11 protein-coding genes and 1 pseudogene are annotated in these 13,739 nt (G+C 74.0%); 9 read left to right on the plus strand and 3 right to left on the minus strand.

From position 1 onward, the window contains the following. Window positions 1–144 precede the first annotated feature (144 nt). Complete coding sequence (locus ACWEPL_RS25150; RefSeq protein ID WP_452437588.1) at window positions 145–2,964, plus strand: response regulator; 2,820 nt, start codon at window positions 145–147, stop codon at window positions 2,962–2,964. Window positions 2,965–3,013: 49 nt separating this feature from the next. Here ACWEPL_RS25150 and ACWEPL_RS25155 read toward each other — a convergent pair whose 3' ends face one another. Then, window positions 3,014–3,391, minus strand: a complete 378-nt coding sequence (locus tag ACWEPL_RS25155) for a hypothetical protein (RefSeq protein ID WP_452437589.1) — start codon at window positions 3,389–3,391, stop codon at window positions 3,014–3,016. Window positions 3,392–3,398: 7 nt separating this feature from the next. On the opposite strand from ACWEPL_RS25155, the gene ACWEPL_RS25160 reads away from it, so the two are divergent. From ACWEPL_RS25160 to ACWEPL_RS25195, 8 genes are all read left to right on the plus strand, one after another. After that, a complete protein-coding gene (locus ACWEPL_RS25160; RefSeq protein ID WP_452437590.1) occupies window positions 3,399–3,821 on the plus strand; it encodes a hypothetical protein in 423 nt (140 codons plus the stop codon). Beyond that, the gene (locus ACWEPL_RS25165; protein ID WP_363974466.1) at window positions 3,821–4,699 is read left to right on the plus strand and encodes a WXG100-like domain-containing protein; all 879 of its coding nucleotides are present in this window, start codon (window positions 3,821–3,823) and stop codon (window positions 4,697–4,699) included. Before ACWEPL_RS25160 ends, ACWEPL_RS25165 begins: the two co-directional genes overlap by 1 nt. A 21-nt stretch (window positions 4,700–4,720) precedes the next feature. Then, complete coding sequence (locus ACWEPL_RS25170; RefSeq protein WP_185074069.1) at window positions 4,721–5,029, plus strand: YbaB/EbfC family nucleoid-associated protein; 309 nt, start codon at window positions 4,721–4,723, stop codon at window positions 5,027–5,029. A 56-nt stretch (window positions 5,030–5,085) separates the two neighbouring features. Further along, window positions 5,086–8,127 carry a BTAD domain-containing putative transcriptional regulator gene (locus ACWEPL_RS25175; protein ID WP_452437598.1) on the plus strand — a complete coding sequence of 1,014 codons (3,042 nt, stop codon included), beginning with the start codon at window positions 5,086–5,088 and terminating at the stop codon, window positions 8,125–8,127. 584 nt (window positions 8,128–8,711) lie between these two features. Next, window positions 8,712–9,617, plus strand: coding sequence for an ATP-binding cassette domain-containing protein (locus tag ACWEPL_RS25180; protein ID WP_452437591.1), 906 nt, complete (start codon window positions 8,712–8,714; stop codon window positions 9,615–9,617). Further along, window positions 9,614–10,405 carry an ABC transporter permease gene (locus ACWEPL_RS25185; RefSeq protein ID WP_452437592.1) on the plus strand — a complete coding sequence of 264 codons (792 nt, stop codon included), beginning with the start codon at window positions 9,614–9,616 and terminating at the stop codon, window positions 10,403–10,405. Before ACWEPL_RS25180 ends, ACWEPL_RS25185 begins: the two co-directional genes overlap by 4 nt. A gap of 86 nt (window positions 10,406–10,491) precedes the next feature. Then, a complete protein-coding gene (locus ACWEPL_RS25190) occupies window positions 10,492–11,802 on the plus strand; it encodes a sensor histidine kinase (protein WP_452437593.1) in 1,311 nt (436 codons plus the stop codon). After that, window positions 11,793–12,437: a response regulator transcription factor gene (locus tag ACWEPL_RS25195; protein ID WP_363974452.1), complete on the plus strand. Its 645-nt coding sequence runs from the start codon at window positions 11,793–11,795 to the stop codon at window positions 12,435–12,437. Before ACWEPL_RS25190 ends, ACWEPL_RS25195 begins: the two co-directional genes overlap by 10 nt. Before the next feature lie 17 nt (window positions 12,438–12,454). Here the strand turns inward: ACWEPL_RS25195 and ACWEPL_RS25200 are convergent. Beyond that, window positions 12,455–13,138: pseudogene (locus ACWEPL_RS25200) on the minus strand (maleylpyruvate isomerase family mycothiol-dependent enzyme); the annotation flags it as partial. 33 nt (window positions 13,139–13,171) lie between these two features. Continuing rightward, on the minus strand, window positions 13,172–13,739 hold a 568-nt coding region (locus ACWEPL_RS25205; RefSeq protein WP_452437594.1), incomplete at its 5' end, for an MFS transporter.

Genomic DNA, 13,739 nt, shown 5'->3' on the forward strand with positions numbered 1-13,739 from the left:
TGCAGTTTTTACAAATCAGAGTGAGCTTAGGCAGGTTTTGTTACAAACGCTCAAGTTTTGCGCGTTCTGCTCACGGTGATCCGCCGCTCATGCCCTCTTCCTCTTAATCTGTAGCCGAACCGACAGGGGGGAGGACGGACGCCGGTGAGATGGGTGCTCGCGGTGACTGCCCTGTGGACGCTGCTCGGCCTGCTGCCCCTGGCGCTGCTGACCTCCTCCAGTATCTCCCTGTCGGAGAACGCCGTGCGCGACGAGGTCGACGACCGGGTCAGGATCACCGCCTCGGTGAGCCGGGTCGTGGTCGAGCAGCAGATGGGCTCCCTGGCGCAGCTCGTCACCACGTTCGCGCAGCGGCCCGGCGTGCGCGACACGGTGGGGCACGCGACCCCCGAGGCCATGCGTACGTACCTCGGAGAGCTCAAGGAGCTGCGCGACGGCATCAGCGGGCTGATCCTGGTCTCGTCGGAGGGCCGCATGCTCGGCGCGGAGCCGAAGACCGTGCTGCCCCAGGACCTCACCGCCACCGACTGGTACCGCGCCGTGCGCGACCGGCGGGCGGCCCACATCTCCCAGGCGTACACGCCCACGATGATCGACGTGTCCAGGGCGGTCGCGGTGGCCGCGCCGATCCCGAGCGCCGACGGCAAGCGCATGCTCGGCATCCTCGCCGTCGTCTACAGCCTGGACGCCATCCAGGAGTTCGCCAAGGAGGCCGCCGAGGCGCAGGACATCAGGCTGCTGATCACCGACCGGGCGGGCGTGCTCGTCGCCGACCCCGGCAGGAAGCTCCTCGCGCTCACCTCCCTGCGCGAGGACCCCCGGGTGGACGCCGCGCTCGCCGGGCGCACCTGGAACGGCCTGTTCAGCGGCGTCGACGGCACGGTCCTGTCGGCGTCCGAGCCGATCCCGGGCATCGGCTGGACGGTCACCGCCGAGGTGTCCGCCACCAAGGCGCTGGCCTCGGCCGAGCGGCTCAGGACGAACGTCATGACCGTCGCGGCCCTGCTGGCCCTGCTCATCCTCATCGGCCTGGGCCTGCAGATCCACACCACGCGCGGCCGCCGCCGCGCGCAGGCCACGCTGGCCAGGTACGCGGCCGAGCTGGCCGCCGCCAGGGACGAGGCGGTCAGCGCCTCCAGCGCCAAGTCCGAGTTCCTGGCCAAGATCAGCCACGAGATCCGCACCCCGATCAACGGCGTGCTCGGCATGAACTCCCTGCTCATGAGCACCCGGCTGGACGACGAGCAGCGCCACTACTCGACCACGGCCCAGGAGTCGGCCCAGAACGTGCTGCGCCTGCTCGACGACTTCCTCGACCTGTCCAGGATCGAGGCGGGCCACCTCCAGGTCGACGCGGTGCCGTTCGACCTGCCGCGGTTGTGTGACGAGGTGGTCGCGCCCTTCGCGCCGCACGCGTACGAGCAGGGGCTCTGGCTCACGCTGCGGCTCGACGACGGCGTGCCCCGGCAGGTGACCGGCGATCCGGCGCGGCTGCGCCAGATCCTCACGAACCTGGTGGGCAACGCGCTGAAGTTCACCGTCCAGGGCGGGGTGGACCTGCACGTCACCCTCGAGGAGGGTGAGCCCGGCGACGCGCGGGCGGTGCTCAGGTTCGCGGTCGCCGACACCGGGATCGGGGTGGGGCCCGACGACCGGGAGCGGGTGTTCGGCGTCTTCCGGCAGGTCGACTCGCCGATCACGCGCAGGACCGGCGGCAGCGGCCTGGGGCTGGCCATCGGCCGGCAGCTCACCGAGCTCATGGGCGGGGAGATCGGGCTCGACAGCGTGGAGGGCGTGGGCAGCCGGTTCTGGGTGCGCCTGCCCGTTGACGTGCTCACCTGGTCGGAGCCGTCGGTCGAGGCCCTGCAGGGCAGGCGCGCGCTCGTCGCCGACCCGCGGCCCGAGGACCGCGCGCTGGCCGTGCGGTTCCTGGCGGGCGCCGGGCTCGACGTGGAGGAGACCGCGGACTCCGCTTTGGAGCTGCTGAGGGCCGCCGCGTCGGGCGGGCGGCCGTACGAGCTCGCGGTCGTCGCCCTCGACCTCGGCACCGACGCCGAGTCGACCGCGCACGTGATCCTCACGGACCCGCTGCTCCAGGCGACCAGCGTGGTCGTGGTCGTCACCCCCGGGCGGTCGGGCTTCGCCTGGCCCGGTGCCATGGGGGAGCGGGCCGTCCAGTCGATCACGCGGCCGCTGAGCCGCCGCCGCCTGCTGGCCGCCGTGGAGAACGCCCTGGTCACCGCCGAGTGCCCCGGCGAGCCGCGCGAAGGCCTGGAGCTCGCGGGCAGGGACGGCGGCGCGCGGATCCTGGTGGCGGAGGACGACGAGGTCAGCCGCCAGGTCGCGATGCTCGTGCTGCGCCAGGCCGGGCACGAGGTCGAGGTGGTGGACGACGGCGAGCAGGCCGTACGCGCCGTGCTGGCCGGGGGCTACGACCTGGTGTTCATGGACTGCCAGCTGCCCGTGCTCGACGGGCTGGCCGCGACCGAGGAGATCAGGCGGCGCGAGGACGCGCACACCCCGATCATCGCGATGACCGCGGCGGCGATGCCGGACGACCGGATCCGCTGCCTGGCGGCCGGGATGGACGACCACCTGGCCAAGCCGGTGGACTGGCCGCGCGTGCTCGCCAGCATCCCGGAGTGGGCCGCCTACTCCGGGCTCCCGCCCGAGCTGGTGGGGCTGTCGCCGGAGGCGCTCGCCGACGTGGCGGAGGCGTACCAGGCCACCGCGACGCGGACGTACGAGGAGCTGCGGCTGGCGGCGCGGACCGGCGACGTGGCGGAGGTGGCCGCGCTCGCCCACCGGCTCAAGGGCAGCTGCGCGACCGTCGGGGCGGCCCGCGAGGCCGAGCTGTGCCGGCGCGTCGAGGATCGGGCGCGTACGGGCGCCGTCGACAGCGAGCCGCTCGACGAGCTGGGCGAGCTGCTCAAGGTGACGCCGGCGTGGATGAACAATCCGTAGCCGCTTGTTAACACCTGAGAAATTTGTCAACGTTAGTGTCTCACTGTTACTAGTCGTGTTTGTTTGTAGTGATTGGAGGGTTGATGGCTGATTCGTCTGGTGAGCCGAGTCCAACGACCACCCCCAGCCCGACGTCCTCCCCGACGCCGACCGCGTCCCCGACCAGCACCCCGTCCCCGACCAGCACCCCGTCCCCGACCAGCACTCCGTCCCCAACCGGCACCCCATCTCCGACGGGCACCCCGTCTCCGACGGGCACCCCGTCCCCGTCCGGCACCCCGACTCCCACGCCCACGGGGTCACCGAGCCCGACCCCGTCCCCGACGGGCACCCCGAAGCCGACCCCGACTCCGTCGGGCACGCCCACCCCCGGGCCGACCCCCACCCCCACCTGGTCGCCCGTTCCGACGCCCACCTGGTCGGTCATCCCGCCGGTGGAGGAGCCCTCCCCGCGCCCGACCCCGACCCAGGAGCCGGTCCAGCCCCCGAACGCCCCCAGCGGCGGCCTGGAGATCCACTGGACCTCGATCCGCCGCCTGGCCAAGCTCTTCGACAAGACCGGCGACGACGTCGTGGCGCTGCACCGCGGCTCCACCTCGCTGGCCACCACCTCCGACCTGGTCGGCGGCGACGACGACGGCCGCGCGTTCGCCGAGTGGTACAGCGACGGCTACGACTCGCTCACCGAGGCGATGCAGGGCATCGCCGACAAGAACTTCAGCTCGGCGGGGAACTTCCGCGACTTCGAGAAGTTCTGGGACTTCCTGGAGCAGCAGATCATCAGCACGCTGCCCAAGATCCCCGATCTTCCCGCGCCGCCGATCCCGCAGGCCCCGCCGCGCAAGGAAGGCGCCTGATGTTCGACCCCTTCCAGGCGCTGGCCTGGTTCGCCGACGTGCACGTGCCGGTGGCCGACGTGAGCAACCTGCGGGACCGTGCCAAGGCGCTGCGCGCGCTGGCCGAGTCCATCGGGAAGGTCGCGCACAAGACCGACGCCGGCGTCGCCGAGGCGCGCAAGGCGAACGACAGCCGCATCGTGGACCGCTTCGCCGACGTGTGGCCGAAGGAACTCGCTCCCCGCTACGCCGCGCTCCAGGAGGAGCTGCTGGACCTGGCGGCGGGCTGCGAGGAGTACGCCGACGCCGTCGAGGAGCACCGCGAACAGCTCCGGATCATCGGCACGTACCTCGCCGCCATGGCCTTCACGATGATGTTCGGCTTCGTCTACCCCCTCGCCAGGAAAGCGGCCGAGAAGGCGTTCCAATGGCTGGTGTCCAGGGCCAGGCTGGAGCGCACGATCTTCCAGAAGATCACCAGGATGATCCTGGAGGCGCGGATGGGCAAGCGCCGCGTCGGCAACTACTTCGTCCGCGAAGGGCTCGACGCGCTGGCCGACTCCGTGCTGTGGACCGTGCTCAAGACCGGCGTGCACGCGGGCAGCTCGGCCGCCACGGGGCAGCCGATGGGCAACCTCTGGGAGTACGCGGGCAAGCACTTCGCCGCCGAGATGGCCTACAACGGCGGCATCAAGGCGCTGAGCGACGTGCGCAGGTTCTTCCCCGCCACGAAGGTCACCGAGACGCTGCTGGGCTCGGACCCCGCGGGCAAGTTCTTCCGCCGCACGCTCTCGGCCGCCACCATCTACCCCCTGGTCGCCGGTGGGGCGATGTCGGAGCAGGGCGCGCTCCGCTCGGCGCTGGCGCACGCGCCCAGGGCCTTCATCTTCAAGCGTTGAGTGAGTGAGTGAGGAACACCGATGACGACACCCCGTACCGGAGACCCGGAGCTCGACCGCGCGCTGGCCGAGATGGCGGCGCGGACGGCCGAGCTCGAAGAGGTGAGCCGCCTGCTGGAGGAGACCCGGGGGCGCGGCGAGAGCGCCGGCGGTCAGGTCGTCGTGGAGCTCAAGCCCACCGGCTCGCTGGCCGGGCTGCGCATCGACCCGCGGGCGATGCGGCTGGGCTCGCAGGCGCTGGCGGACGCCATCGTGGAGGCGTTCCGGCGCGCCGAGGATGACGTGGCCGGACAGTCGTACGACCTGGCGAAGACCGTCTTCGGCACCTGACCGCCGCGCGGTTGGCGCGATATGGGGTGAATGGCAAGCTTGGTGCCGTGCGTGTGATGTTGCTCGGCCCGTTCGAGGTGCGTGACGGGGAGGGACGCCGGGTCGAGATCTCCGGTGCCAGGTTGTGCGCGCTGGTGGCCCGGCTCGCGCTGGAGCCGGGCCGGGTCGTGCCGTTCGACGTGCTCACCGCCGCCATCTGGGGCGAGCGCCCGCCGGCCGGCAGCGCCAACGCCCTCCAGTCGCTGGTCTCCCGCACCCGGCGGCTGGTCGGCCACGCCGCGATCGAGTCGCACCCGGCCGGCTACCGGCTCGCCGTCGACGCCGACGACGTGGACGCCTCCCGGTTCGAGCGGCTGGCCGGCACGGGGGGCCTCGCCGCGCTGCGCCAGGCCGAGGGGCTGTGGCGGGGGCCGGCGCTGGCGGACCTGGCCGGGCTGCCGTTCGCGGACAACGCCGCCGTACGGCTGGACGAGCTGCGCCTGTCCGCCGCCGAGGACCGGCTGGACCTGGAGCTGGGCGCGGGCAACGACGTGCTGGCGGAGCTGGGCCCGCTGGCGGCCGCGCACCCGCTGCGCGAGCGCCTGCAGGGCCTGCTCATGCGGGCCCTGTACGCGGCCGGCCGCCAGGCGGACGCGCTCGACGCCTACGAGCGGACCCGGCGGACGCTGTCGGAGGAGCTGGGCGTCGACCCGTCCGCCGAGCTGGCCGAGCTGCACCTGTCGATCCTCCGGCACGACCCGCAGCGCCAGGACCGCCGCCGCACCCGCCGGACGAACCTGCGCGCCCAGGTGACCAGCTTCGTCGGCCGCGAGCAGGAGCTGGCCCAGCTCGCCAAGGCGCTGGAGACCGGCCGGCTCGTCACCGTCGTCGGCCCAGGGGGCGCGGGCAAGACCCGGCTCGCCGCCGAGGTCGCCGAGCGCTCGGCCGATCTGGCTCCGGACGGCGTCTGGCTGGCCGAACTGGCGCCCGTCACCGACCCCCACGACGTCGCCAACGCGGTGCTCACGGCGATCGGCGGCCGGGACGGAGCCCGGTTCGAGGCCGGGGAGGGCGGCGCCGCCGAGCGGCTCGCGGAGGTCTTCGCCCAGCAGGGCGCGCTGCTCGTGCTCGACAACTGCGAGCATGTCGTGTCGGCCGTCGCCGAGCTGGTGGACCGGCTGCTGGGCGCCTGCCCCGACCTGCGCGTCCTGGCCACCAGCCGGGAGTCGCTGGCCGTCGCGGGCGAGAGCCTCTATCCCATCCCGCCCCTGGAGTGGCCCGCCGGCACGACCGAGGACGCCCGCGGCTACTCCGCGGTCCGCCTCTTCGCCGAACGGGCCGTGGCGGTCCGCCCCGGCTTCACCCTCGACGAGACCACCACCCGGGCGGTCGTCGAGATCTGCCGGCGGCTCGACGGCATGCCGCTGGCCATCGAGCTGGCCGCCGCCAGGACGCGCGCGCTGAGCGTGGAGCAGATCGCGGCCAAGCTCGACGACCGCTTCCGCCTGCTCAGCAGCGGTAGCCGGACGGCCCTGCCCCGGCACCGCACCTTGCAGGCGGTGGTCGACTGGAGCTGGGACCCGCTGTCCGGCGAGGAGCGGGAGCTGGCCATGGTGCTGGCGGCCTTCCCCGGCGGGGCCACGCTGGAGGCGCTGGAGGCGGTCAGCGGGCTCGACCCGCTCGACGCGCTCACGGCGCTGGTGGACAAGTCGCTGGTCGAGTTGTCCGGCGAGCGCTACCGCATGCAGGAGACGGTCAGGTCGTACGGGATGGCCCGGCTGGCGGAGTCCGGGCAGGACCGGGCCGTGCGGGACGGGCACGCGCGCCACTTCCTGCGGCTCGCCGAGGCGGCCGACCCCGGGCTGCGCGGCGCCGGCCAGCTCCACTGGCTGGACAGGCTGCGGGCCGAGCACGACAACGTCGTGGCCGCGCTGCGGTTCGCGGCCGACGCGGGGGACGCCGAGCTGGGCGTGCGGCTGCCGGCGGCCATGTGGTGGTTCTGGTTCCTGCAGGGCATGCGGATCGAGAGCGTGCACTGGATGCGTGGCGTGCTCGACCTGCCGGGCGAGGTGCCGGAGGAGCTGCGGCCCGTACGGCTGGCGCTCCAGGGGCTCGTCCACCAGCAGCTCGGCGACCCGGCGGCGGCACAGGAGACGGTCCAGCAGGCGCTGGACCTCGGCGACCGGCTGGGCGGGCCCGCCGGCGTGCTGCTGCTCTGCGCGCCGATGGTGCTGGGAGACCTGGTGGCGGCCGCCCGGGCCGCAGAACGGTCGATGCCGGGCCTGACCGGCTGGGAGCGGGCGTTCGCGCGGATGACGCTGTCCATGGCGGCCGAGAGCAAGGGGGACGTCAGCGGGGCGTTCACCCTCGTCGACGAGACGCGGCGGGAGATGGAGGCCCTCGGCGAGCGGTGGGGGCTGTCCTCCGCGCTGCGCGTGCTGGCCGACCACCACGACCGCGCGGGCGATCTCGCCGCCGGGATCGAGGCCAGGTCGCGGGCGCTGCGCCTGGCCGGTGAGCTGGGTGTCGTGGAGGACCAGGCCGCCATCCTGGCCAAGATCGCGCTCTCGTACGCGCGGTCGGGCGAGCATGACCGTGCCCGGTCGTACATGGACGCGTGCTGGGACTGCGTGGAGCGGTTGCGGCGGAGGGAGGGCGTCGAGTACGTGCGGCTGTCGCAGGTCGAGGTGCTGCTCCGGAGCGGTGCCCTGGAGGAGGCGCGGCGCGAGCTGACGGCGGTCGAGGATCCGTCCTGCCCTCCCGATGTGCGGGCCTGGGCCGCCTGCTATCGCGCGATGGCCGCGCTGCTCGACGGCGACCGGCCGAGTGCCGGGCCGTCGCTCGACATCGCGATGGAGCTGGGGGACCTGCCGATCCTGGCCGTCGCGGCGCAGGTGCGGGCGGCCGCGCTGGCCGACGACGAGCCGGCGCGGGCGGCGTACCTGCTGGGGGCCGCGACCGCGCTGCTCGGGACGGAGGACCGCAGCGGGTTCGGCGACCTGCTGCGGCCCGCCGAGCGGGCGCGGGCGGCGCTGGGGGACGAGGCGTTCGCCGCGGCGTACGAGAGCGGGGCCGCGCTCACCCGCGACGCCGCGATCAGCGCCGTCCGCCCGGTGTGAGCGGCTTCAGGTGGAATAGTCGCAGCAGTCGCAACAGGAACGGTCCAAGCCACTCAGGTCACACCCGCCTCGGCCGCGGTGACGGGCGTCCCGCCTGTTCCACCGGGGCTGCCACCGGCCGCAGGTCAGGATCCCGGCCCCCGTCCTGCGGATCCAGCCGGGCCGCTCGTACGACGCCCGGAACGCCCGCTCCACCGCCCGATGCACCTCGGCGCCGAGCAGCGTGTCCACCAGGTGGCCGGCCGCGCCGCCTGGCCCTGCCCGTCCCGCAACGTCAGGCACAGCCCGCGCAGGTGCGCCCGCCAGGCCGTACGCGGCGACGGGCACCCGTGTGCGCCACAGGGACGGATGATGCCGAACATACGACCTCGCAGGATTCGGATTCTGGAGGCGCGATGCCCGGAGGCACAGCCGAACCCGGTATTTCCCCGTGGTCCGCACCCGAGGCGAGGCAGTACATTGTGCCGACCAGGCCGGAGGCGTCCCCGTTCGCCGCCGGCCTGGTCTTTTACGGCTTTCCGCCATCGAAGTCGGCGGCTCGCCCCCATATCCGCCGGACCCGAGGCCGCCTAGCGTGAGGCGGCGTGATCAGTCTGAAGGGTTTGAGCAAGAGGTACGGCGACCGCCCGGCGGTCGACGACCTGACACTGGAGCTGAGACCGGGCACGGTGACCGGGTTCCTCGGCCCGAACGGGGCCGGGAAATCGACCACGATGCGCCTGATCCTCGGCCTCGACCGCCCCACCTCCGGCACCGCGCTCATCGGCGGCGTGCCGTACCACCGGATCGGCAACCCGCTGCGCACCGTCGGCGCGCTCCTCGACGCCCGCGCGCTGCACCCGGGCCGCAGCGGCCACGCGCACCTGGTGGCGCTGGCCCGCGCCAACGGCATCCCCCGGCGGCGCGTGGGCGAGGTGCTGGAGACGGTCGGCATGGCCGCGGCGGCACGCAAGCGGGCCGGGGCGCTGTCGCTGGGCATGAGCCAGCGGCTCGGCATCGCGGCGGCGCTGCTGGGGGATCCTGAGGTGCTGATGTTCGACGAACCCGTCAACGGGCTCGACCCGGACGGAGTGCGCTGGGTGCGCGGGCTCATGCGCTCGCTGGCCGCCGAAGGCCGGACGGTGTTCGTCTCCAGCCACCTCATGACCGAGATGCAGCTCACCGCCGACCACCTCGTCGTGATCGGCAAGGGCCGGCTCATCGCGGACGCGCCGCTGTCCGACGTCATCGCGGGCAGCTCCCTGACGGCCGTGCTCGTCCGCACCCCGCACGCCGGCGATCTCGCGGTACGGCTGCGCGCCGCCGGGATCGCGGTGGACCGGTACGGCGAGAACGAGCTGGAGGCCACCGGCGCCACCCTCGAAACGGTCGGCGACCTGGCCTACGAGGCCGGGATCCGGCTGCACGAGCTGCGCACCCGGGGGGCCTCGCTCGAACAGGCCTACCAGGAGCTGACGGCGGGAAGCGTCGAGTACGGGGCGGGATCATGAGGACGTTGTGGCAGGCGATCGGGTCCGAGTGGGCGAAGCTGTGGTCGGTCAGGTCCACGTGGTGGTGCCTGGCCTGCGCGGCGGCGCTCATGGTGGTGACCGCGCTCACGCTGGGCGGCGCGAGCGCCACCGACGCCCTGAGCGAGGGCCGGACCGGCGCGCGGGTGACGGCCAGCGAGCCGGTGGTGTCGGCGACGTCGTTCGTCCAGTTCGCGCTGGTGGCGCTGGCGATGCTGGCGATCACCTCGGAGTACTCGTCCGGAAGCATCCGGGCCACGTTGCAGGCCACGCCCGTCCGAGGGGTGGTGCTGGCGGCCAAGGCGCTGGTGGTGGCGCCGGTGATGGCCGTGGCGGGCGTGCTGTCGGGGGCCGTCGCGACGGTGGTCGTCCAGGTCGTGCTGTCCGGCGCTCTGTTCGGCGGGCTCGTCGTGTCGCCGATCGGCGAGGTCGTGCCGGACCTGCTCGGGGTCGGGGCGTTCTTCGCGCTGGTGTCGGTGATGACGCTCGGCGTCGGTGCCGCGATGCGCAGCGCGGCGGGCACGCTGACCGTGGTGTTCATGCTGCTCATGGGGCTGCCGCTGATGTTGCTGACGACGGGGAGCCAGGCGGCGCTGGACGCCTCCTTGCGGATGCCGACGTTCGCGGGGCTGGCGTTCATGGGGAGCGCGGACAACCTGGCCGGCGGGCCGATGCCGTACTCGGCGGGGGAGGGGCTGGCCTGGCTCCTCGCCTGGACGGCGGCGGCCCTGGCGGCGGGCCACGCGGTGCTGCGCCGCCGCGACGCGTAGCGCGGCGGCCCGCGATGCCTGGAGCGGTGCGGATGATGCGGGGAGCGGTGCGCGTCGTCAGGGGGTTGCGCCTAGAATTCACGCCCGTGTCAGGCAGCAGGGCAGCCCGGGTGCTGGCCGGGGTCGTCCTCGGGATGGCCCTCGGCCTCGTCGAGCTGGTTTTCCTGTGCGTGGCGTGGCCCGCGTGCCTGGTCCCCGCCGCCCGGCCCGCCGTCGTCCGAGGCCTGGACAGGCTGATGGCGCTGGAACGGGCCAGGCTGTCCGGCTGGCTCGGGCACGAGGTGGCACGGCGGGACGGCGGCTACGGCTTCCTCGCGGCCCGCGCCGCCCTGGGGGTCCTGGGCGGGTACCTGTGCGCGGCGGGCCTCTTCCTCGGCGGGCTCCTGCTGGTCGGCGGCCTGTGGGACCTCGCATGGGGGCGGGCCGAGCCGGTGCCGGTGAACCTGCCCGGCGTCAGAATCGTCACCAGCAGCGGCATGCTCGGCCTGACCGGCGGCGCCGTGCTGCTCGCCCTGGTCACCCTCATGACCCTGGCCGTCGGATCGCTCGAACGGCGGCTGGCCGACCACTTCCTCGGCCCCGGCAGCCACGAGCTGATGCGCCGCCGGATCGCCGAGCTGACCGCCACCCGCTCCGGCATCGTCCGGGCTGTGGACGACGAGCGGCGCAGGATCGAACGCGACCTCCACGACGGCGTCCAGCAGCGCGGCGTCGCGCTCGCCATGCTGCTGGGCCGCGCCCGGCACAGCGCCGATCCCGGGGCGACCACCGAACTGGTCGCCCAGGCGTACACCGAGTCGCGCCAGCTCCTCGACGAGCTGCGCAGCGTGGCCTGGCGCATCTACCCGACCGCGCTCGACGAGCTGGGGCTGCGCGCCGCGCTGGCGGGCGTCGCCGACCGGTCGAGCGTGCCGGTGACCGTGCACGACGGGCTGGCCGGACGGCCCGTGTCGGAGGTGGAGACCGCGCTCTACTTCGTGGCCCGCGAGGCGATCACCAACACGATCAAGCACGCCGGGGCGCGTGACATCCTGGTCGTGCTGACGGAGGACGAGCGGGCGGTGAGCGTGGTGATCTCGGACGACGGCTCGGGCGGGGCCGATCCGACGGGCGGTGGGCTGTCGGGGCTGGCCCGGCGCGTGCTGGCGCTGGACGGGGAGTTCACGGTCGAGAGCCCGCCCGGCGGGCCCACCAAGATCGCCGCCACCCTCCCGAAGACACCGCCCGGCGGCTCCCCCGAGGCGCCGGAGGCCGTCCCCGGGGCATCCGGGGGCGTTTCCGGAGCGGTGCCCAGCGGGCCCCGAGCGGGGTCGAGCGGGTCCGGGGCAGGGTTGAGCGGGCCTGGAATGGCATCGTCCAGCGGGTCCGGGGTGGAGGCGGGCTCGTCATGCGGGTGATCCTGGCCGACGACTCCGTGCTGCTGCGCGAGGGGCTCACCCGGCTGCTCGACGACGCCGGTCACGAGGTGGTCGCCGCCGTCGGCGACGCCCCCGCCCTGCTCGCCGCCGTCGAGCGCCACCGCCCCGACGTGGCCGTGATCGACGTCCGCATGCCGCCCGGCCACAAGGACGACGGCCTCCGGGCGGCCCTGGAGATCCGCGACCGCCACCCCGGCGTCGGCGTGCTGGTCCTGTCGCAGTACGTCGAGCAGCACTACGCCGCCAGGCTCATGGCCGGCTCCACGCGGGGCCTCGGCTACCTCCTCAAGGACCGGGTCTCGGAGGTGGCCGACTTCCTCGACTCGCTCGAACGCGTACGCGCGGGCGGAGCCGCGTTCGACCCCGAGGTGGTGCGGCAGCTCCTGGCCCGCACCACCCACGCAGACCCGCTGCGCGGCCTGAGCCCGCGCGAGGGCGAGGTGCTGCGGCACCTCGCCCAGGGCTTCGTGAACGCGGCCATCGCCGAACGCCTGCACGTCTCGCTCAGCACGGTCGAGAAGCACGTCAACGCCATCGTGGAGAAGCTCGACCTGCCCCGCGACCCCGACTACAGCCGCCGCGTCCTGGCCATCCTCCGCTACCTGGACACGTGAGACCCGGGCGGCGAAGGCTAGAACGCCATATGGGCCAGCCAGTGCTCCAGCAGCGCACGGTCCCCGGAGACCGACACCCGGGCGTCGTCGAGGGGAAGGCGGCGGGAGCACACCAGCATGAGGTCCGCGGCGGCCCCCGACACCACCGCGTCCGCCTCCACCGGCCCGTGCTCCCACCACAACCCCCCGGGACTCCTGACGATCATCCAGCCGTCGCCCACGTGCGGTCGCACCCCCAGCCGCTCGCCCCGGCCGCGCAGCTCCACCAGACTCGGCTTCAGCGACTCCGAACCCGGAGAGGCCAGCATCTCCATGCCCTCGGTGATCACGTCGGCCGCGAGGTCGTCGGCGATCCCGAACGCGGCCCCCGTCGTGGCCGCCGCGTCGTAGTGGTGGACGGCGGTGTCGCACAGCATCCTGCGCAGCCAGAACGCCGCGGGCCGCGGGCCCAGGAACGTCCACACCTCGGTGTCCGCCCCCACCTGCCCGATCGCGCCGATCAGCTCCTCGGCGCCGTCGCGCAGCCACCGCTCCCACCCCGCCGGCGCACCCGGACCGGCCTGCCCCGGGTCGGGCACCGCGAGCGGCTCGCCCTTGCGCAACATCTCGGCCGCCCACCGGTGCGCCTGCCCGATGTGCCCCACGAGAGTACGCAGCGACCATTCCGGACAGGTCGGGACCATCGCCTCCGGATCCCCTCCGGCCGCCGCCCGGCGCGGAGACCGGGGTGACGGTCACCTTGAGCGGCGGGTCATGAGGACGGCGAGGACCGCCAGCGCCAGCCAGGCCGACGTGAGCCCGATCAGCCAGGCCCAGCCCGCGTGCCCGTACACGACGCCGCCCGCCGTGCCGCCGAGGCCGCTGCCCAGGTAGTAGCAGAGGGTGTAGACGCCGGCCGCGCGGCCCCGGGCGCTCGGGGGCGCCTCGGCGGCGACCCAGGCGTTGGCGATGGCGTGCGCGGCGAAGAACCCGGCGGTCAGTACGGCGAACCCGGTCACGATGAGCGGCAGCGACGGGTGCGCGGTGAGCACGGAGCCCGCCACCGTCACGGTCAGGGCCGTGACCAGCGCCTTCGTCCAGCCCAGCCGGGCCGCCAGGCGTCCGGCGGCGGCCGAGGAGGCGGTGCCCATGGCGTAGGAGAGGAAGACGAGGGAGGCGGCGGCGGGGGCGAGCGACAGGGGAGGGGCGGCCAGGCGGAACCCGGCGGCGTTGTAGAGCGCGACGAACGCCCCCGTGGCCAGCGTCCCCACGGCGAACGGCCCGACCAGCCCGGCCCCGATCCGAGCCCTCCGGACGCGCCGG

Source organism: Nonomuraea sp. NPDC004186, from assembly GCF_053603495.1.